This window comes from Calothrix sp. 336/3 (assembly GCF_000734895.2).
In the GTDB taxonomy this organism is placed as follows: Bacteria; Cyanobacteriota; Cyanobacteriia; order Cyanobacteriales; family Nostocaceae; genus 336-3.
Window position 1 is genome coordinate 1,340,774 of record NZ_CP011382.1, and the last position, 21,846, is coordinate 1,362,619.

Consider the following 21,846-nt stretch of genomic DNA (forward strand, 5'->3'; position numbering starts at 1 on the left):
GATAATGAAGATATATTCTGGAAAAATCCAGCTATTTCGGAATATATGATAACTCAACCCATCAGAGTTATGTAGGTAGAAATTATCGTACTTTTCAATACAGTGAGGCACAAATAAGTAGACCATCTAAAATCAACGAAATGCTTCTGCTGTATTAATTTGGGATTTTTAATTCCGCATAGCGGTACTAGCTGAATAATCACATAAATTTGAGAAAATAGTCAAGTAAAATTACGAACTATGGTAGAAACTACTCACAAGCATTTAATTATTGGGGCTGGTTTTGTGGGATTGGGGATGGCTGAAGCACTCAAGAAAGCTAGTATTTCCTACGACCAAGTTGATGCCAGCGATGATATTGGGGGAAATTGGTATCACGGTGTGTATGAAACTGCACATATTATTTCATCACGAAAGATTACTCAATTTACCCATTTTCCCATGCCGGAAAATTATCCGGATTTCCCCAGCGCCCGCAATATGCGGGATTACTTAAACTCCTTTGCTGACCATTTTCAGTTACGTCAAAATATTGAACTAAATCGTCAAGTTACCTACGTACGCCCCATGGAAAATAATCTTTGGGAAGTTACTTTTGATAATGGGGAACAGCGCATTTACAAGGGGGTTATCATTTGCAATGGTCATCACTGGTGCAAGCGGTTTCCTAAATTCTCAGGGGAATTTGATGGAGAGATCATGCACTCAAAAGATTATAAAAATCCTGAGCAACTACGTGGCAAGAGAGTTTTGGTGATTGGTGGAGGAAATTCCGCTTGTGATGTCGCCGCAGAAGCAGCTAGGGTGGGAGCTAAATCTGTATTGAGTATGCGTGAATCCGTATGGTTTATTCCCAAAACCTTTGCAGGTCTGCCAATTTCGGATTTAGTTAAATGGTGGATGCCACAATGGTTTCAGAGGTTTATGACCTATGTGATTATTCTGCTGACCTTCGGTAAGCACAAAGATTATGGTTTACCCGAACCCACATATCGAGTTTTTGATAAGCACCCAACCTTAAATAATGAGGTTCCCTACTATATCAAACATGGTCGCATTGCCTATAAGCCAGAGGTGCGACATTTACATGGGAAGGAAGTGGAATTTGCAGACGGTAGTCGAGAAACCTTTGATTTAATTGTTTGTGCAACAGGTTTTCACCTAGCCTATCCATTTTTAGCTCCAGAACTGCAACGGGTGGAAGGAGCCACTATGCAATGTTATGGAGGGTCATTTCTAGAAGATTACAAAGGAATTTACTATATCGGATGGGGACAAGCTAGGGGAGGTGCTGGTTCTGTATTTTCAGCTTTTGCACCTATATTTACCCGTTTTCTAGAACTCCAAGATGAAATTAAAATTCCTATGGGTTTGGTGTTCAAGGAAATGGGAGAGAAACTACCCACAACCCATCTTGACGATCCGCAAAGGATTTTTCGAGAATTAGCACTAGTTAATCTATTTTTTCAACGGTTGGTTAAAAAAGCTCACCGAATTGATTCTCAATATTCCCAGTTCGAGAATCAAGCACTCCCACCCCTGCGAGAAAAATTAGTTAGCAGTAAATAGGGAAGTTCAAGTTTTCAAGTCTCTCCATCAAGGGCGATCGCCTTTGGTGGTAATTTTTATGTCAAGCAATATAGTAAATCAAACAACATTTAAATTTAAAATACCTAATTCCCCAGATATAGGAATATTCTCAAAAAATATGCTACCATGTAAAATCTATTACCTCAGAAGGTAATAAACTTAATTCAGTTCTTCAGGTCAAATTCACAAAAATCCCTTGGTAAGTATATAACTAGCCAAGGGAGTGAGTTATCAGGGTGCATCTACCAATTAAATCTTCTAGAGTTAATATACTTAGTCCGGATGGTTTAGAGACAAACTCCAAAATATCTGATATATTTGATGCCTACCAAAAAAAGCCCCTCGCAGCTAAAGCTACTAGGGGAGTGAGTTATCAGGGTGCATCTACTAAATAAATTTCCTTAACTAAACCTCATACTTCGGACAGTTTTATACAAAGTCTGTTAATATATCGTATAAAAAAATACCCCACTAGCAAAACTAGCAGGGAGTGAGTTATCAGGGTGCATCTACCATTACATTGTTCTTTATCAAACTCAGTCCTTCCGGATAAATTTGTCTGATTTCCTACATGACTTACCCAAAAAAATTCCCCCAGTAGCCGGCAGCTACTAAGGGGAGTGAGTTATCAGGGTGCATCTACCATTACATTGTTCTCGATAAAACTAGGTCTTTCCGGATAAATTTGTCTGATTTCCTACATGACTTACCCAAAAAAATTCCCCCAGCAGCCGGCAGCTACCAAGGGGAGTGAGTTATCAGGGTGCATCTACTAAATAAATTTCCTTCCCTAAATCCCATACTCCGGACATTTTTATACAAACTCTGGCAATAATCGTACAAAAAAATACCCCACTAGCAAAACTAGCAGGGAGTAAGTTATCAGGGTGCATCTACCATTACATTGTTCTTTATCAAACTCAGTCCTTCCGGATAAATTTGTCTGATATCCTACATGACTTACCCAAAAAACTTCCCCCAGCAGCCGGCAGCTACTAAGGGGAGTGAGTTATCAGGGTGCATCTACTAAATAAATTTCCTTCCCTAAATCCCATACTCCGGACATTTTTATACAAAGTCTGGTAATATATCGTATAAAAAAATACCCCACTAGCAAAACTAGCAGGGAGTGAGTTATCAGGGTGCATCTACCATTACATTGTTCTTGATCAAACTCAGTCCTTCCGGATAAATTTGTCTGATTTCCTACATGACTTACCCAAAAAAAATTCCCCCAGCAGCCGGCAGCTACTAAGGGGAGTGAGTTATCAGGGTGCATCTACCATTACATTGTTCTTGATAAAACTAAGTCTTTCCGGATAAATTTGTCTCATTTCTTACCTGTAATTTATTCCCAAAAAAATTCCCCACTAGCAAAAACTAGCAGGGAGTGGGTTATCAGGGTGCATCTACCATTACATTGTTCTCGACAAAACTAGGTCGTTCCGGATAAATTTACGTATATTAGAAGTTGTATTTGTATAATTACAAGAAAAACCCTGTCGATTAGTTAACCAACAGGGGACGTTGAAGATCAAGGTGCATCTACCAATAGGTATGTTCTCAAGGTCATAAAGGTAATCAGGATGAAATTACATCTATGATATTAATGATTTAGAGATATGCTGAATTGGGAAAACATTGAGGGTCAGAAACATTCAGTGCTGGGATGCATCTAAAGTATCAGAAGCAGCGAAATATCAACCAAAGTTTCGCGTTTCCGGAGATATCAAGGAGGCAAACAGGAGAAGTTGTGACTCAGGAATTTCATATTTCCGTAACCCCGGTGGGACAAAATGACTACCTGGTACGGACAGAACAAGTCGCTACTGGGGTGCCGATCGCAGAAGAACTGGTAAGTTGGACAGTGGATGAATGGCTGGCAGCTGCTAGTCATTTAATGAACGATCCACTGAAGTCGGTGTTGCAAGGTGATGCCATTGCCAGAAATTCTGTCAATTTAGTGGCTTTGGGTCAGCAACTCTATAATGCCCTGTTTCAAGGCACTCTCAGGGATAGTTGGATGACAGCACAGGGTATTGCCCAGAACCGCCAGAAGGTGCTGCGCCTACGTTTGGGATTAAAAGATACCAAATTAGCACGGTTGCCCTGGGAGGTAATGCACGCAGGCGATCGCCCCATCGCCACAGGACCCTATATTGCCTTTTCCCGCTATCAAAGTGGGATTGGGGGGACATCACCCATACCTACCAGTAATATGCCTTCTCCCTTAGATGATGGGGGAATTAGAGTCCTTATGGTGATGGCTTCACCTACCGACCAAGTAAGATTAGATTTATTAAAACAAGAAGCTATTAGATTACAGTCAGAATTACATCGCAATGCCGAAGGGAACTTACATTTACCAGAAATTGAACTCACAATTTTGGAACAACCAGGTAGGGAAGATTTAACCCAAGCCTTGGAACAAGGACGCTTTAATATTCTCCATTACTCTGGTCATAGTAATTTAGGCAGCAATGGCGGTGAAATATATTTAGTCAGTCAGCGCACAGGTTTGACGGAAACCTTGAGTGGTGACGATTTGGCGGGATTACTCGTCAATAATAATATTCAAATGGCGGTATTTAACTCCTGTTTGGGAGCATATACGGCAACGGTTGATTCTAGTGGAGACACTGGAGAACGCAACCTCACAGAAAGCTTAGTCAAGCGGGGGATTAGAAGCGTTTTGGCAATGTCGGAACGTATCCCCGATGATGTGGCACTGACATTAACGCAGTTATTTTATCGCAATTTATCCCAGGGATATCCCGTAGATTTGTGTGTGAGCCGCGTCCGCCAAGGGCTAATATCTGCCTATGGTTCTCACCAGATGTATTGGGCATTACCTATTCTGTATCTCCAGTCAGAATTTACTGGTTATTTGGGTGTAGGTGATAGTTTTGTCAATGAGACAGAGTTATTGGATGAATATGACCCCACCCTGACTGCATCACCTGTATATTCCCTGGGAACGGAAGATACAGATTTATCCCTACCGATAGATGAAATGATGATGCCCTCTCCTCTAGGAATCGTGGGAGAGCAAGGCGGTTTGGATTGGTTAGGGGAGGAAGATTGGGGCGGTTTAGTTGATGGAATTGAGTATGATGATGACCCCAGCTATGCGGAAGATTCTGCTTTAGTTTCAGATTTATTTCGTGAGTTGGATCAACAGGGAATTACTGGTGAGCAAACTTCGATGACAGCAGAGTTAGTAAATCAGCAGTCAGAGGAGGATTTATCCGATATTCTCACCAGTGAGCGGGATTTGTGGGGTAATTTTCCGCCAGCAAACCAACAACAACTCACTGAAAACCCTGGAGAGAGTTGGGATAATTTACAGCTACCACCAGCTCCGGAGGTGGTGACAACTCCCAGTAGAAAAGCTGCCCAAAAACGCCAACAACGTCGGAAAAACTTGACTTTTGCAGGAATAGGAGCAGGGGCGATCGCTGCTATGATCACCGTTGGTTGGTGGTGGCAAAATCAACAAATTTCCCAGTTACCTGATATTCCGACTCTCCCCAATCAAACACAAACCAGCGCTCTCAAACCAGAAAATAGCCCCGCAAATCTCAAAACTACCGCGACAAACTTAGTCACAGCGAGTGCTACGGAAAAAATTAGTCGTGGTGATATTGCAGGGGGACTGGTGGTGGTGGAAGAACTACTTAATCGCAATGCTTTATCTCCTGCCAGAACCGCTTTAGACTTAGTTCCTAAAGATAAATTAGATGACCCCTCAGTCAACTTTTTAAAAGGCAGATTGGCTTGGCAAGCCATACAGACAGGTGATACCACCTACAGTGTGGATGATGTCCGTCGTTACTGGGAAAGTGCCGTCAAAGCCAAACCAGATGATTCCTTATATATTAATGCCTTAGGTTTTGCCTACTACGCAGAAGGTAATATCAACCGTGCCAATGACTCTTGGTTTAAAGCGGTAAATTTGGCATTAAAACAGCAGAATTCCTCGCCCAGCGCTACCCCCGTTTCCACCATGGCTGTTGCCCGTCCTAAGGAAGCTTTGACAGCTTATGCTGGTTTAGCTATGGGATTATATAAAGCTGCTGATAGTCAACCTGGAGAGAAAAGGGAACAATTTGTCAGTAAAGCAATAAAAATACGCCAAAAGGTAGTTAGTGACGACCCTGTGAATTTTCAAGTCAAGGAATTGGCAAAAAATTGGTTATGGTCAGAAGCTGCTATCCGAGATTGGCAAAGCTTGCTGAAGGTGAATGAAGGGAATTAAGGGAATTAATTGGAAGACAGCGATCGCTAAATTTTCTACCCTAGCTAGTTGACGCGATCGCGCTCCATTTATAGACAATTCATTCCTGCTTATATAATTTGAGAATAGAGAAAAAGTCAGACAAAGACTACTTAAGAGTTTCGTTTATTCCCACCGACCTAGCTTGAAAAAGGCAGTGGGCAGTAGGGAAAAAGCTTTTTGATACAGGTGAAATGTATCAGGTGTAATTTGTCAATCCCTGTTTACCAATCGTTTAAATACTGAATCAGGAATAACAAAGGATTGCGGAATTAGTTTATGCTGGTAGCAGGAAAACATTAAGAAACTTTAAATTTCCCTCCCAGTGTACTCATGCAATGCATAGTCAATCGCCGCGCTCAGTTTTCGGCTAGTCACCGCTATTGGTTTCCAGAACTGAGTGAAGCGGAAAATCTTGAAAAATTTGGTGCTTGTTCTCGATTTCCCGGACATGGACATAATTATGTCTTATTTATTTCTTTGGCAGGGGAATTAGACGAATATGGCATGGTGTTGAATTTATCCGATGTCAAGCACGTAATTAAGCGGGAAGTTACCAGTCAGCTGGACTTTTCCTATCTGAATGATGTGTGGGCAGAATTTCAGCAAACCTTGCCAACAACAGAAAATATTGCACGGGTAATCTGGCAGAAGTTAGCACCTCACTTGCCTTTAGTCCGCGTACAGTTGTTTGAACATCCAGAACTTTGGGCAGATTATACGGGAAACGGTATGGAAGCTTATCTCACCATTAGTACTCATTTCAGTGCCGCTCACAGGTTAGCTCATCCCCGATTGAGTAACGAAGAGAATTTTGAGATTTATGGTAAATGTGCGCGTCCCCACGGACATGGGCATAATTATCATTTGGAAGTGACAGTTAAGGGCAAAATCGACGATCGCACCGGTATGCTGGTTGATTTGGGAGCATTAAACCAAATTATTACAGATTATGTAGTAGAACCCTTTGACCATACTTTCTTAAATAAAGACATTGCCTTTTTCGGGGAGAATGTACCCACCGCCGAAAATATTGCCTTGTATATTAGTAATTTGTTGCGATCACCCATCCAAAACATCGGAGCAAGTTTACACAAAATTAAGCTGATTGAAAGTCCTAACAACTCCTGTGAGATTTTCTGTTCAGATGTGGATGCTCCATCCATTCCCTCTGGAGTCAGTCAACCTGTTTTAGCGCAAGTGTAACGGAAAAGGGGGAAAGGGAACAGGGAAAAGAGAGAGTGTTTTTCTTTGGAGTTGTATAAATTCGGGATGATTTTGAGTTTGTCATGCTGTACACACTTCTGTGGCTTCCCGCAAGCTATGTAGTGCTTTTCTGCCCTATCACAAATCATCCCATGAATCAGCAATACTCTTTCTTTCACCCATTCCCCATTACTCCTTACTCCTTACTCATTCGCCATTCCCTAACTTAAAAAAATCTTCGTCTAGCTAGATAACGGAGATAACGATAGACAAACCAGGCGATCGCGGCAAAAAGGATATTTAACAGGCTGCGACTAAGTATAAACCACAGAAACTTTGTGCTTAAAATCAGCACAGGTGGAACTGTCGCCACAATACGAATTAACAGGAATAATCCCAAAATCGCATTACCAGCTAAAATCACCGTAAACAGAACTAAACCCCTTTGCCAGTAACGCTGTAAGGGTGTGTAGCCAGAGATGAGGACGATGGGCAACTTACCTTGAATTTTGCGGAAATATTGCTCCAAGCGCCAAAACATCCATAACATGAAGGGGAAAAAGGCATAACTAAGTAGACGCAGGGGTAGAGAGAAGCCCCAGGTACTAGAAATAGTATTAGCCAGGGCATGAAATAGCACAGACTGCAACCAATAGCTAAGTATATTTACTTGGGGTGGTTGATGCCCAGATAAACGCATCCTTGCCCCCAGAGACAAGGCAAGAGCATATCCCCAGGGAGCAGAAAAAATAGCATGACCAGGTGTACCAATTAACCTTTCCACGGGGGAAGAGGTTTCATGGAACAGGTAAATCCAGTTTTCGTGGGCGCTAAATCCCAAGGCGGAGGCAAGACTGAATAAAAAGATACTGCTAGGTCGCAAGCGATAACGACGCTGGAAAAACCCCACAGGAATAGCGACAGCCGCAAGTTTACAGCTTTCTTCTATGGGGCTAACTTGCAGTAGTTGCCGAAGAAAGATACCACCAAAGGTGCGTTTAAATACCTGCCACTGCCAAAAACGATGGGCTTGAATTTCCCAACCGAAACTGAGAAAGAGGGCGATCGCGCCGGAGATTACCCCAAAAATAAAAAATAATAACAGTCGTGGCAGGGGTGGTGCAGAGGAAACGCGCCAAGAATAGTAGAGTAAAAATAGCAGTGGTGGGATGACTGCCCATAAAAATACTGCAAGAAGAGAATAAAAATCAGTCACTCACTTGTGCGATCACGGTGCGATGTCGGGGACTATTAGGAGTAATAGTCGGAGTGTGAAAACCTACCTCCACTAACGCTTGCTGAATATCTAGGGAGAAATATTCATCTAGATAGGGTTCAGTGCTTTTGAGCAAAGTCAAGATATAGGGTGGCATTTTGAGAAAAGCTTCCGCTTTTGGGTTCATATCCATAATCGCTAAATGACCGCCGGGACGCAATAGTCGTCGCGCTTCGGCAAAAATTTGCTTTGTCGGTATCTGGGGTAATTCATGGCACACCAAGAAAATCGATACTAGGTCAAAACTGCTACTTTGCAAGCCCGTAGTTTCCGCCGCAGCGTGAACCCAATTAATATTAGCTTCGCGCTTTTGAGCTTGGTAGTGGGCAACAGCCAAAAAATAGGGAGATAAATCTACCCCTGTTAGTTTCGCTTCCGGGTATAGTGCTTGCAAAGCAAAGGTACTCATACCTACACTACAACCTAAATCGAGAATATCCTGAGGCGGAGTTTTCAGTTGCTCTTTGAGAATGTGATGGTAACTGTAGCGTAATTTAGCATCACCTTTTGCCCCTGCACCTTGCCAAATCTTGGCATGAACAGCACGAGCAGCAACTTCCACTTCCCAAGCGGCATCCCAACTCATATTACCCTTTTCATAGGCATGGAAAGAAGTCAGGTAATAGTCAGGATAATTTAACTGAGGATTTTCGACCTCAGCTAGTTCCCCTTCCCAATTATGTTGTTTTAGGGTTTCAACTTCCTGTCTCCAGGCTACACCAATTTTTTCTGCCCGTTTAATCATCATCTGTCTGGCTTGGTGCTTGGCAATATCAGCGATGGGTTTAATTGCTAAGATGCCATTGACCAATTGGGAAGCTAAACCTGGAGAGTTTTTGACAGCAGCATTCATGATAAATTTTCCGATTAGGTGATGGGTAAAGGGAAAAGGGAAAAGGAAGGAGAAAAAATACCCCTTGCTCTCTGACTCCCTGCTCTGCTCCATTCCCCTACTACCTCGATATTTTTGATTTTCTTTTACTTTATATGTGCGAATGGGAATAGGGAATAGGGTGGGGGGAGTGAGAAATTGCACGCATATGCATATAGGTATAAATTAACTCTACCTATATGTAATACTAATTCTCCAAAATAAAGCTACACATAGACAGCAGGGGGCAGGGTGAGAATTATCTGTAGCCGGAATTGAGAGAAATGGTATAAAACAATAACTTTGTGAAGCGAATTCGCACAATAATGCCCTAACTATTCCATTCCATCAACCTAAGACTATCGAAAATATAGTTAATCCTGATATTATGACCATATTTAGCAAAATATTTAGTCTTTAGAGGCAAATCTGGCTCTAGAGGCTGGTAAAACTTGAACAAGATTTTTGATAACAGGGAAGGTGAAAATGGCTAGAAGAAGCGGTGGGTTATTCAGGGAGTTTCAGGAATTTGCCCTCAAAGGCAATGTGGTAGATTTGGCGATCGCCGTCATTATCGGTGGAGCTTTCGGCAAAATCGTGGAGTCTTTCACCACAGATGTGATTATGCCTCTGATTAACCCCCTAGTCTCTATGGCGGGTAAAGATTGGCGCACTTTTGCTGTCGGTCCAGGTATCCTTGTAGGAAAATTTCTCGGTACCGTTTTAGATTTTTTAATTATTGCTTTCGTGCTGTTTCTTGCTATTCGTGCCATCAATCGCTTCAAACGCAAAGAAGAAGTCGAAGCAGCAGCAGCACCTCCCGACCCCAATATTGTTGCCCAAGAACGGCTAACTGATGCCCTAGATCGCTTAAATACAACTATGCAGTCACGGGGATAGGAACTAGTACCGTAATTCGTAATTCGTAATTCGTAATTCGTAATTCGTAATTCGTAATGCTCCCTGCGGGAGAGCTACGCTAACGTAATTACTTTGCCGCAAGTGTTTCAGACATTTGGAATGGGTGGTTTATTTCAGCCGCCCTGTACTAGTTAGGAGATGAGGGAAGGGGACAGGGTAAAGATATTTACCTCTCAACTGTCACCCATTCCCCATCACCCATTATCTATTTTGCAGTTTTTGGCTTGAGTGCCAGTAGCATTTCTACTTGACTGCTAGACTTATCAGGGCTGGCTGCTGTCACACCAAACCCCTTGATAGAAGCGAGAATAGCACTAGCTTCGGCGGGTACGGTTTGTTTTTGAGCAGAATAGAAACGGTTAACTAGGGTCATGGTTTTGTCCATGTCTAGATAGAAATAACCACCGTTGGGTTTCTGTAAAGAACCTGTAATTGCTTTGAAACTGTCGCTTTTATCTAAAGATTGACTAGGAGGAGTGGCGATCGCCTCTGCAATGGGACCACCTAAAGCCACAAACAGAGTTTTGTCATCTAGCCAACCATGGGAAACTACTGCACCCTGACCAGGGACTTGCCACTCAGTGATATTCTTACCACCCAGATTTGCTTGAGCAACATTTACCCGTTGGCTTTTTGCCCAGGTATCCAGTTTAGTAAAAGTACCCTCTGCGGTTTTGCGATCGCTAGTATGGAAAATCATCGCTCCACCAAAACCCACAGGGGCTAAAATACCCTTATCAGAAGGAATTGCGGCAATGCCAAACTCCCCACTCATCCAGCCAAAAACTTCCTTATCGAGGTCAAGATTGACGGCAGTTTTCAACTGGGTGCGTGCTTGTTCTAATACTTGCTTGATTTCTGGGTAATCCTTCGACTGCTCAACCATCGCTGACCACCAAGTGCTGACACCTTGTCCACTGACTAAAGCAATGGTATCCCCAGGTAATTGGGAAACAACCTTACTATCTGTATTTTGATACTGAAACTTCACCAACTGTGGATCTAAATTTGCCACAGCTTTCATTCTAATACCCGCATCATCGATACCCACGCCAGCAACCATTGATTTGACTTGCTTCAACTGTTTCAAGGTTTGGGGAGTCAATTGAGCTTTTGCTTGGGGATTAGTGGCAACTAATTGCTCTATCATCCCAGAATAATTCGGTACGTAGATTTGTGCCAGGGTATTTTGTAACTCTACACCCTTACTCAGGACAGCATTTGCCCCTTCCTTACTGGCAAAGGATGGTTCTCCTTTAGAGGTATCAATTGCCTGCTCAACCAAGTTTTTTTCCTGGGAAAATACCACATAATCCTTAACAATGGCGCTGTAGGTGGGTTTACCCTTCCCAGAGGTTTCGGTGATTTTCTCACCTTTGTAGTCAATTTCCTTAGAAGTGACGGTTTTATCTGCCTTTAACTTATTAGCAAAGTCTAAGGCTTTTAATTTATCTTTGATACCCACCACCATCAGGACATTCGGTTCCTGGGTTTGGGGAGTATTGAGATTTGCTTGAGCTGGTTTTGCCGCAGTTGGTGGTAATAAAGCAACCATCACCCCACCAACCCAAGGTTTTAAGTCTTTGTCGTAGGAAATGCCACTATCAGCCATTCCCTTATTCATTTCTTCTAAACCTTTATTTACCAGCTTTTGTGCTTCGGGAGTCCCAAACTGTTCTAATTTTGCCCATGCTTGGGGGTCAGTAGAAATATAGGTTGCCATGACTGCATCATCTGGCACCACCTTAGCACTACCAACCGCCCCAGAAATATCTCCTGAAGGTCCCCCTTTGAGATACATGTAAGCACCAATACCACCGATGGCAATGACAGCAGCACCAACGGCAGGAACAATAAATTTAGCTTTACCTTGTGACATCGTAATTCATAATCCTTTGACTTAAATTTTCCTTGATGCTCAGAGATACGTCATTGTGGTGTTTGCGGATATGGGAGCAGTGAGGGGAAGGTAAAAGGATGTTTATGTCAAGCCATAAATATCACCCATCACCTAATTACCCATTTCCAACTTCAACAGTAGGAAGAGGGAATCCGCAAATGGTATATTAGACCTCTTGCAAAAAATCGATTTTTGAGTGTTATGGAAGAGGACAAAGGACTTCTCTGTCATACAAACAGTTAATTAGTAAGGGATAAACCTCCTTTACCCCGACTTGTGCAAGAAGTCTATTTTTCATCTCCGAAAATTCCTGCTTGTCGCAAGGAAGGTACTCTCAAAAATATCAGAGTATATTTTTTAAGAGTCAGAGAAGGGTTACGCCTTAAGCTAGGCGATCGCTATACAATCAGTTCCAATTTTTGCCAAAATACTTCATCTAGGCGTTTTTGGTGCTGTTCTCCTGACTCACTCAGGGTGTAAGGGAGTTGTTCCCTGAATTGAATCTAGATAGAGTTTCTCAGATTAAAAGGTCAATAGGCATCAATGTCTCATTTTTATTTTGATACAGAAAATTCTCGGCATAAATCCTTTGAGTTACCAGGTGCAAAACCACACTATAATCCTGATCGCCCTGGACAAGTGGAACATATTTTCCTCGATCTTGACTTGAATATTCCTGACCAAAGTTTTCAAGGCAAGTGTAACATTACTCTCTCGCCTATCCGTAATGGTATTGACCATTTAATTTTGGATGGGGTGAATTTGCGGATTGCTTCAGTTATGGTTGATGATGTCATCCAAAAATATGACTATGACGGGGAAAAGTTATCAATTTACTTGAGTACACCCACTCAAATAGACAAAAAAATAGTTGTGGCGATCGCCTATGCTGTGGAAAAACCCCAACGTGGTATCTATTTTATTCAGCCAGACAAAAATTATCCCCAGAAACCTACCCAAGTTTGGACTCAAGGGGAGGATGAAGACTCACGTTTTTGGTTCCCTTGCTTCGATTATCCCGGACAATTGTCAAAGAGTGAAATTCGCGTTCGTGTTCCCAAACCCTTGAGAGCTATCTCTAACGGTGAATTAATCTCCATCACAGAAGAAGCCCACCATCAAATTTACCACTGGTCACAACAGCAAATTCACCCTACCTACTTGATGACCCTCGCTGTCGGTGATTTTGCGGAGATTCGGGACGAGTGGCGAGGTAAACCTGTCACCTACTACGTAGAAAAGGGTCGGGAAGAGGACGGCAAACGCAGTATGGGGAAAACTCCCCGGATGATGGAATTTCTCAGCGAGAAATATGGTTATCTTTACCCTTACCCCAAGTATGCTCAAGTCTGCGTTGATGACTTTATTTTTGGGGGGATGGAAAATACTTCTACCACCCTGCTCACAGATAGATGTTTGCTAGATGAACGGGCAATTATTGATAATCGTAACACCGAGAGTTTAGTAGTTCATGAGCTTGCCCACCAATGGTTTGGAGATTTGGTGGTGATTAAGCATTGGTCCCATGCTTGGATTAAGGAAGGTATGGCTTCCTACTCTGAGGTGATGTGGACGGAACAGGAGTATGGAGCCCAGGAAGCAACGTATTATCGGTTACATGAGGCTCGCAGCTACTTAGCAGAAGATAGTGGGCGTTACCGTCGTCCCATGGTGACTCACATTTACCGCGAAGCCATCGAATTGTACGATCGCCACATCTACGAGAAGGGGTCATGTGTGTATCATATGATTCGCACAGAGTTAGGTGATGAGTTATTTTGGCAGGCAATGCAGACATTTGTGCAAGATAACGCCCACCGTACGGTAGAAACTGTAGATTTATTACGGGCGATTGAAAAGGCGACGGGGAGAAATTTATTATTTTTGTTTGACCAGTATGTCTTCCGTGGTGGTCATCCTGATTATAAAGTGGCTTACAGCTGGGATGGGGATGCCAAATTAGCCAAGGTGACAGTCACCCAAACCCAGGCAACAGAAGGAAATAGCCCCCATCAAAATGGTTTATTTGATTTGAAGATTCCCATCGGTTTTGGTTATCGTCAAGACAATCAACCCCCCAAACTACAAACTTTCCCGGTACGGGTGCACGAGAAAGAGCAAAGTTTTTATTTCCCCCTAGAGACTAAACCCGATTTTGTCAGTTTTGATGTGGGTAATAATTACCTGAAAACCGTATCCTTGGAATATGCTTTACCAGAACTCAAAGCCCAGTTAGAATTAGACCCAAACCCGATTTCGCGGATTTATGCAGCAGAAGCATTGGCGAAAAAAGGTGGCTTAGAAGCGGTGAATATTTTGGCTACTGCTTTGCGTGGGGATAATTTTTGGGGTGTGCGGGTGGAAGTTGCCCGACAATTGGCAGAAATTAAACTAGATCAGGTTTTTACCGCTTTGTTACCTGGTTTAGAGGATGAAAGTGCTTTCGTGCGTCGAGGGGTGATTGAGGCTTTAGGAACTATTAAAACCTACGATAGTTATCAAGCAATTAAAGCTGTCATCAAAGGTGGAGATAGTAGTTATTATGTTGAAGCCACAGCTGCCAGGGTTTTGGGGGGAATTGCCGCAGCCCATACCCAGGATAAACCCAAGGAAGAGAAAGTTATTAAGCTGCTGAAATCTGTTTTGACAGAAAGAGCAGGGTGGAATGAGGTAGTACGCAGTGGGGCGATCGCCGGATTAGCTACCCTGAAAACCTCCGAAGCAGCCCTAGATTTAATCCTAGAATACACCCAAGTCGGTGTCCCCCAAGCCCTGCGTTTGTCTGCAATTCGCGCTTTAGGTAAAATTTCCGTCGGGCAAACTCCCCCAAACCTAGAGCGCATCCTAGAAACCCTCTCAGCATTGAGTCGAGAGACATTTTTCCTCACCCAAGTTGCCGTAGTCGTCGCCCTAGGGCAAATGGAGACACCAAAGGCAATCGGTACACTGCGATCGCTCAAAGAACAAAGCCCTGATGCACGAGTACGACGCTACGCAGAAGAGGAAATTACCAAAGTACAAAAAAATATCGGTACCGATAATGCTGTACGACAACTTCGCACAGAATTAGACGAAATGAAAAAACAAAACCAAGAACTTCGCAGTCGTTTAGAAAATTTGGAAGCCAAATCTAAGGAGTAATTGGCAACCGCAGCTACATGATATAAGTCTTGGAGTGCGGGGAGAAGCGCCTTGGGTGGATTCCCCGCTTTCTAGCGATTTACAGTAATTCTCCAAAATAACCAGACCCACCATCCCTACAATTTCCCAAACCATCAGCCGGATTCTCAACCGTCAATATACCATTATTTCTTTTGTGGACTTACTAGGGTAGGGCGATCGCAAAACAACTACCTACCCCCAACTCGCTGGTTAAGGAAACTTCTCCCCCATGCAATTCTACAATGCGTTTAACTAAAGTTAGCCCTAACCCCGTACCTTCATACTTGCGATTAAGATTACTATCGAGTTGAATGAAAGGCTCAAATACTCTCTTAATATCTTCAGCCGCGATACCCATTCCTGTATCTTTGACAAAAATTTGGAGATAATTTTGTTGCTGAATTGTGATTGGATAAATGACTTCTAAAGTAATAGCTCCTCCTTCGGGGGTAAATTTCACTGCATTATTCAGGAGATTAATTAATACTTGGCGAATTCGTCGTTCATCCATGCGGAAATTTGGCAAATCTACAGGAACTTTACTTTCTAAATGAATTGATTTTTTGCTAGCTTGAGGTTGAATAAATTCAAGACTTTGTTGACACAGGGGTATAATTGCGGTGTTGGTGTAGTTTAATTCAATCTGTCCTGATACAATTTTAGAGACATCAAGAATATCGTTAATCAATTCGAGTAGATGGTTTCCACTACGCTCGACTGTAGCCAGGGCTTGAAATTGTTTTTCGTTAATTTCTCCAAAAATTTCCTCCTGCAATGATTCCGTCATCCCTAAAATTGCATTTAATGGTGTACGCAATTCGTGACTCATGGTAGCAAGAAACTCGTCCTTAAGACGGGTACTTTGAATTAGTTCTTCATTAGTCTTTTCTAACAATCGGTTGATTTTCTGGAGTTGGCGATTTTGTTCTGCTAATTGTTGTGCTTGTAGATAATTTTCTTGTTTTAAAAGTTTTTGTAAGCGACTAAGATCTAAATGAGTTGAAATCCGAGCTAAAACTTCTTCTGTTTGGAAGGGTTTAGTTATATAGTCTACTCCACCTACCGTAAAAGCTTTGACTTTATCTAGTATTTCATCTAAAGCACTGATAAATATAACTGGAATATCACGAGTTGTTTCATTTGCTTTCAACTGTTGACAGACTTCATAGCCGTTCATATTGGGCATTTGAATATCTAGCAAAATTAAAGCCGGAGCCGCATGTTGAATCCCTACTATTCCTAGCTTTCCACTGGGAAATGGTCGGACTAGATAACCATTTTCTTTTAACAGATTGGTTAGTAAATGTAGGTTGGCGGGGGTGTCGTCGATAACAACAATTTCAATTGGAGTATTTCCATTATTAATAAAATTCATTTTCTGAGTCTACTTCTCATATTTTAATTTTACCAATTAGATGCAAAACTTTTTCATATTCAAAGTTGTGTAAACAAGAGTCAATTGCCTGAGACAGAGAAACGTTATGGATTGAAATTTCTTGAACTACCTGAGCAATTAAATCCAGATTAGAAGTAATCACCGCTTCTTGGAGTTGCTCTAATAGCTGGGGTGGAAGTTGGGCGATCGCCTCGGCAGTTAAAATTTCTTTTTGGGACATTTCAGAAGTTGTAATTACTGTCAAGTCTTCGTAAATAAAATTCACACCCAGATGTTTATGCATTGCCTGAAAAATTTCTTCCTCGCGGAAAGGTTTTCTCAAAAAATCATCGCATCCCGCAGAAAGTACCACAGCTTTTTCTTCTTCCAATACGCTAGCTGTAAGGGCAATAATTACAGTTGCTTGTCCTTGTGTGGTGCCTTTAATTTTTTGAGTAGCTTCGTAACCATCCATGACAGGCATTCGCATATCCATCCAAATCAAGTGGGGTTTCCACTTTTCCCAAATATTAATCGCTTCTTGCCCATTATTTGCTTCTTGAAGTTGAAATCCCAGAGGAGAAAGCAACTTAATTAATAGTTGACGATTCAAGGGTTTATCATCAACTATCAGCAGGCGATAAGTTGGTTGATTGGCAGCTACAGCAATTACACGCCGAGTGGGTTGTTGCGTCTCAATTTGATTAGCATCAACTTCTGTGACTTGAATATCAAAGAAAAATGTTGTACCTTTGTTGACCTGACTTTTAACTTGAATATCTCCTCCCATGAGACGAACAAATTGACGACTAATAGATAATCCTAGTCCAGTTCCTTCCTGTGCTTGTTTTCCCGTTGCTGTTTGGCTAAAAGCTTCAAAAAGGTTCCCTAATTCTTCTGGAGCAATTCCCCTGCCCGAGTCTTCAATTTCAAATTTTAAAGTGTAAGTATTTTCCTGAAATGCTTCTAGGTTTAGGTGGGAAGAAATAATATTTTTTTGATGAGAAACTCTCAGAATAATACCACCATTTTGAGTAAATTTGATGGCGTTATTAATGAGATTAATCAATACTTGGCGTAATTTAACTTCATCGGTACGCATATAGCGTATCATCTCAGGTTGGTAGTCCATAATCAACTGGAGATTTTTTTCTTCAGCTTTGATTTGGAACATATCATGAATATCATCTAGCAACTGGTGGAAGTCAAAGTTTTTGCCGTTGAGAGTAGTTTTACCAGCTTCAATTTTCGAGAGGTCGAGGATATTATTAATTAGGGTTAAAAGATGTTCGCCACTACGATAAATAATACCAACATTCTCTTGATGTTCCCTCCCCAGAGTTTGAGAGCGAGTCATAATTTGAGCAAAACCCATAATCGCATTGAGAGGAGAGCGTAACTCATGACTCATATTCGCCAAAAAATCACTTTTGGCACGATTGGCAGCATCTGCAATCTCGATGGAATGCTGTAGTTCTATGGTACGTTGTTGTACCCGCTCTTCGAGAGTCTCATTGAGTTGCTTGAGGTAGAACTCTGCTTGTCTTTGGGCAATTGCACCACCAATACTACCAGCGATCGCCATCAATACAATTTGTGCTGTCTCATCCCAATCCCGCTCCAGATGACAATCATCAAAACCAACAAATCCCCAAAAGCGATCGCGAATAAAGATTGGTACCACCAAAATTGATAAAATTCCCTGGGGTTCTAGCACCATCCGCTCACTAGTAGGAAAATCAGCAATTTTACCTACAACTGATTTTTGCCGAGATAGTAATTCATACCATCTGGGGAAAAAAGCCTCATAGCAAAGGTTTTGCAGATCTGGATTATCAATTTCCGGAACTATTCCTTCAGCCACCCATTCCCAACGCTGACTCATCACATTTTTTCCTGTTCCTGGGTGGGGGTGATTTTCAAAGATGTAGATGCGATCAACTTCCGTTGCTTGACCCAAGGTATTTAATGCTGCTTGAATTGACTGATGAAAGTCCTCAACTGTCAACATTTGATTCATTGCCACGGCAATTCCTTGGAGGAGCTTATCACTTGCAGAAAGGGAATTCATCGTATTAATTCAACTACATTGATTAGAACCTTACCTGAGAACATGAAAGGAAAGAGCATCTATATCCCAACTTCAAGTTCATATTTAGTATTCCCGTTCAATGTTGGATAATCGCACAATCAGAGGAATTCTCATCCCCAAACAGATGATGATAGCAATTCTCTAAAATTCAGCTACCAATGGAACCGACGAAAGTATTGCTATAACTAGATTTCTGAATTATGAATCACGGAATAACTAACCTGGGCAAAACCTGTCATCCATTGCAGCGTGAAAACAACTACATCATATTTTTGGAATTTGTTGAGAAGGAAACAGTTATTTTGATAGGGTACCTAAAGCTTTGATTTGTTCAAATTCTTTAGCCCGCTTTTGTATTTGCTCCCCAATACGATCGCAAACTAATTCACATAAACTGAAAATCACAGGGTCACTAATAGCATAGTAGACGCTAACTCCCTTTTGCTGACGGGATATCAAACCTGCTTGAGTCAACACTTTTAAATGTTTTGAGAGATTTGGCTGTCCTAAACCCGTTGCTTCACCCATTTCAGTCACATTCATTGCACCCGTTCTCAGACAACTCAAAATCTGTAAGCGACTGGTTTCAGAAAGTACCTTGAAATACTCTGCAACAGGAGCAAGAAGTTCTGGAGAATTTTGTTGAGAAGGAGCCTTTGACATGAAGATTAAGTTAACTACACTAATTATATTACCATATAGTCATTTTAGCTAGATGCCGGATAGCTTCTACGTAATCGGGTGAGTCTGGTACCCATAAATCTATCCCTTCAAATCACCCAGCCATGCCTTGATCAAACCTACCGTTATCAACAGCAGATTATCATATTGCTGTTATGGGTGGATATATTCATCGCTTCCATACCCTGAAAAGTAAAAGACCAGCTCGTTGCAGCTGGTCTCATATTTTTCTTCGCGTTGTCTTTTCAATAGAGTCAAACCCAAGCGTTCCCAAAACGCAACAGGGAAATTTTCTTTAAAATATTGTAACAGTCAACACAGAATTTTAGGAAAATTTTATAAAAAAGGCAAATCTTAACGAAAACAGTCACTTATCAACCTAGATTTCTGGCAGACAATAGATTTTCCCCCGTACTATAAAAATACCCTTATACCAATTCTCTAAAATAAGGCTACAGATGGAATCTACGGAACCATTGCTAAATCTAGATTTTTTAATTGCGTTAGCGTTAGCTCTCCCGTAGGGAGCATTGTGAATTGGTATTACCCCTTTCCCTTGACTAACTGTGGTTGTCCCCACAAAATCCGTTCCTGTTTGTAAATTGCCAAACCTGGTTTTGCACCCTTAGGTTTATAGACGTGTTTTGGTTGGGTGTAAACAACGGGTACTTGTTCGCTGTGACGGGCGCGGCTATAGTAGGCGGCAATATTTGCGGTAAAATTTAAATCTGTATCGTCGGCAACAGAACCTGGTTTTAAACGTAGTAAGACATGACTACCGGGAATTTCTTGAGCATGAAACCATAGGTCATAGTCTCCCGCAACTCGGAAGGTTAATTGGTCATTTTGGCGATTATTTCGACCGATGAGAACTTCAAATCCATTGGGTGTTTGGTAGCGGTGAAAGTTAATACTTGTCTCTGAAGGGTTGCGGTTGCGGTATTCTGGGTCTTCTAAATAACGTTGTTGAATTAATTCCTCACGAATTTCTGCGAGGGTTTGTAAGTCTTCAGTGGTTTGGTAGTTTTCCATTTGGGAAATTGCTGCTTCCACTTGTTCGAGGTAGGTAAGTTCCAGGTTTACCTCTGCGAGTAGGGGTTCAACTGCGGTACGCGCACGTTTGAGCTTTTGGTGTTGTTTGTAGAGGGTTTGTGCGTTGAGGACAGCATTTTTATCTGGCTCTAGAGTAATTTTTACTGGTTCACCGGTGGCAAAATCTGCGAGAATCATTTCTGTCATTCCCGGTTCCCATGTATGCAGATATGCCATTAATAAATCAGCTTTTTGCCGATATTCATCTGCTTTATCTGATTGCTGTAAGCGTTCTGTAAAGGTTTGAGCTTTTTGCTGGAGCTTTTCGAGGAGATTATTCAGCTTTTGTTGTAATTGTTGCTTGAGTTGGCTGAACTTTTGATAGTTGAGTTGGTTGGTATAGTAATGATTGAGCAGTTCTTGAATATTGCTGACTTTTGTGGTTGTGTCCCAGCCAAGGACAGTATAACCTGTACTATTTTCAGCCGGGTGGAAGTTTTCCTCCTCAATGACTTTCAGCCATTTTTGCCAGTAGATAAATAGGTTTTGCCAGTCAGAGCTAGTGAGAGCATCCGTGGTAATTTCTAGGTCTAGTTGTGCCGCTTGTAACAAAGATTGGGCGATCGCCGGAGAAGCACCACGATAACTTTTTAATATCTGACGTTTGATTGCCCCAGGAACAAGGCTAACTCTTTCTTGCCAACGTTCTTGCGTTTCGGTCAAACTGGGAGCGGTACCAGTCATGGTGGGGGGTGTCTCGTAACGTTGTCCGGTGAGGATGGGACGGACGCTGGATTGTCTCTCGTTGACTTGGTGGGCAACGGTGATAATTGTATTGTTGGCATCGGTGAGGATGACATTACTATATTTGCCCATGATTTCTACGTAGAGGTGATAGAGAGGAGTTTCTCCCGGACGCTTGGCAAATTGTAAATCGATGGCTCTTTCCCAGGGGGCGATCGCCTTAACTTCGACTAGGGCTAAACTGCCCAACTGGTGAAATAATTGTTGACTGAAGGTAAAGGTGTCGGGAACTCTTGGAGGTGGATCACCAATATGGATTCTTGCTGCTTGGGGATGCCAAGATATTTCTAGCCAATCCCGACCTTGGAGAGTGCGTAATGCGATAGATATGGTGAAGCGATCGCGCTGATAAACTTGTTCTAAACGCGAAGGTATCCAGTGATTGCGGAGGTCGCTACAAACCGCCGTGAGAGTGGTATAATCAAATGTTTGCACAACGGTATTGTTCTGGAAATGAGAAGGACAATGCTTAGTATATGCAAAATGCACGTCATTGGTTAATATTTCCAGGTCGCTGATGATTTCAATGAATCCCTAGATTTCAACCCTGTCGCTTGAAACCCTTGTATACCCAGGATTATGTCAGCAGTTTTAGCGCACATGAAAAACAACCTCCTTTCAGGTTTGCTGTTCAAGCATTTAAACGCTGTAGCTATTTAC

At 42.1% G+C, this 21,846-nt stretch carries 12 protein-coding genes; 5 read left to right on the forward strand and 7 right to left on the reverse strand.

The window, feature by feature from the left end:
- The first annotated feature begins 240 nt into the window (after positions 1–240).
- The 3 genes from IJ00_RS05280 (at position 241) to IJ00_RS05290 (ending at position 7,072) form a co-directional block, all read left to right on the forward strand.
- Entirely contained in the window at positions 241–1,569 is a 1,329-nt protein-coding gene (locus IJ00_RS05280) for an NAD(P)/FAD-dependent oxidoreductase (RefSeq protein WP_035150734.1), read from the forward strand.
- 1,774 nt (positions 1,570–3,343) lie between these two features.
- Positions 3,344–5,848: a cell division protein HetF gene (gene hetF, locus IJ00_RS05285; protein WP_035150736.1), complete on the forward strand. Its 2,505-nt coding sequence runs from the start codon at positions 3,344–3,346 to the stop codon at positions 5,846–5,848.
- Positions 5,849–6,199: 351 nt separating this feature from the next.
- Complete coding sequence (locus IJ00_RS05290) at positions 6,200–7,072, forward strand: 6-carboxytetrahydropterin synthase (RefSeq protein WP_035150738.1); 873 nt, start codon at positions 6,200–6,202, stop codon at positions 7,070–7,072.
- A 226-nt stretch (positions 7,073–7,298) separates the two neighbouring features.
- Here the strand turns inward: IJ00_RS05290 and IJ00_RS05295 are convergent, their stop codons facing one another.
- Together IJ00_RS05295 and IJ00_RS05300 are read right to left on the reverse strand one after the other, a co-directional pair.
- The gene (locus IJ00_RS05295; protein WP_035150739.1) at positions 7,299–8,288 is read right to left on the reverse strand and encodes a PrsW family glutamic-type intramembrane protease; all 990 of its coding nucleotides are present in this window, start codon (positions 8,286–8,288) and stop codon (positions 7,299–7,301) included.
- A complete protein-coding gene (locus IJ00_RS05300; protein WP_035150741.1) occupies positions 8,281–9,201 on the reverse strand; it encodes a class I SAM-dependent methyltransferase in 921 nt (306 codons plus the stop codon). Before IJ00_RS05300 ends, IJ00_RS05295 begins: the two co-directional genes overlap by 8 nt.
- Positions 9,202–9,705: 504 nt before the next feature.
- Here IJ00_RS05300 and mscL point away from each other — a divergent pair.
- Positions 9,706–10,119 carry a large conductance mechanosensitive channel protein MscL gene (gene mscL, locus IJ00_RS05305; protein WP_035150743.1) on the forward strand — a complete coding sequence of 138 codons (414 nt, stop codon included), beginning with the start codon at positions 9,706–9,708 and terminating at the stop codon, positions 10,117–10,119.
- Positions 10,120–10,345: 226 nt separating this feature from the next.
- Here mscL and IJ00_RS05310 read toward each other — a convergent pair whose 3' ends face one another.
- Entirely contained in the window at positions 10,346–12,019 is a 1,674-nt protein-coding gene (locus IJ00_RS05310) for a DUF3352 domain-containing protein (RefSeq protein ID WP_035150745.1), read from the reverse strand.
- A gap of 564 nt (positions 12,020–12,583) precedes the next feature.
- Between IJ00_RS05310 and IJ00_RS05315 the strand changes: the two genes are divergently transcribed.
- Positions 12,584–15,181, forward strand: coding sequence for a M1 family metallopeptidase (locus IJ00_RS05315; protein WP_035150747.1), 2,598 nt, complete (start codon positions 12,584–12,586; stop codon positions 15,179–15,181).
- Positions 15,182–15,365: 184 nt separating this feature from the next.
- Here the strand turns inward: IJ00_RS05315 and IJ00_RS29385 are convergent, their stop codons facing one another.
- The 4 genes from IJ00_RS29385 to IJ00_RS05335 all read right to left on the reverse strand — a co-directional run bounded on the left by IJ00_RS29385 (position 15,366) and on the right by IJ00_RS05335 (position 21,621).
- Entirely contained in the window at positions 15,366–16,577 is a 1,212-nt protein-coding gene (locus IJ00_RS29385; RefSeq protein ID WP_046814723.1) for an ATP-binding protein, read from the reverse strand.
- Positions 16,578–16,593: 16 nt separating this feature from the next.
- Positions 16,594–18,648 (reverse strand): ATP-binding protein, encoded by a 2,055-nt coding sequence (locus tag IJ00_RS05325; RefSeq protein ID WP_168163423.1) that lies wholly within the window; start codon positions 18,646–18,648, stop codon positions 16,594–16,596.
- A 318-nt stretch (positions 18,649–18,966) separates the two neighbouring features.
- Positions 18,967–19,332: a helix-turn-helix transcriptional regulator gene (locus IJ00_RS05330; protein ID WP_035150748.1), complete on the reverse strand. Its 366-nt coding sequence runs from the start codon at positions 19,330–19,332 to the stop codon at positions 18,967–18,969.
- A 561-nt stretch (positions 19,333–19,893) separates the two neighbouring features.
- Positions 19,894–21,621 (reverse strand): NFACT family protein, encoded by a 1,728-nt coding sequence (locus IJ00_RS05335; RefSeq protein WP_035150750.1) that lies wholly within the window; start codon positions 21,619–21,621, stop codon positions 19,894–19,896.
- Positions 21,622–21,846: the final 225 nt, after the last annotated feature.

Bases quoted from the DNA above. Each gene is read 5' to 3' on its own strand.
- IJ00_RS05330 (WP_035150748.1), bottom strand. From the start codon at position 19,332: ATGTCAAAGGCTCCTTCTCAACAAAATTCTCCAGAACTTCTTGCTCCT.
- IJ00_RS05300 (WP_035150741.1), bottom strand. From the start codon at position 9,201: ATGAATGCTGCTGTCAAAAACTCTCCAGGTTTAGCTTCCCAATTGGTC.
- IJ00_RS05310 (WP_035150745.1), bottom strand. From the start codon at position 12,019: ATGTCACAAGGTAAAGCTAAATTTATTGTTCCTGCCGTTGGTGCTGCT.
- IJ00_RS29385 (WP_046814723.1), bottom strand. From the start codon at position 16,577: ATGAATTTTATTAATAATGGAAATACTCCAATTGAAATTGTTGTTATC.
- IJ00_RS05315 (WP_035150747.1), top strand. From the start codon at position 12,584: ATGTCTCATTTTTATTTTGATACAGAAAATTCTCGGCATAAATCCTTT.
- IJ00_RS05325 (WP_168163423.1), bottom strand. From the start codon at position 18,648: ATGAATTCCCTTTCTGCAAGTGATAAGCTCCTCCAAGGAATTGCCGTG.
- mscL (WP_035150743.1), top strand. From the start codon at position 9,706: ATGGCTAGAAGAAGCGGTGGGTTATTCAGGGAGTTTCAGGAATTTGCC.
- IJ00_RS05290 (WP_035150738.1), top strand. From the start codon at position 6,200: ATGCAATGCATAGTCAATCGCCGCGCTCAGTTTTCGGCTAGTCACCGC.
- IJ00_RS05280 (WP_035150734.1), top strand. From the start codon at position 241: ATGGTAGAAACTACTCACAAGCATTTAATTATTGGGGCTGGTTTTGTG.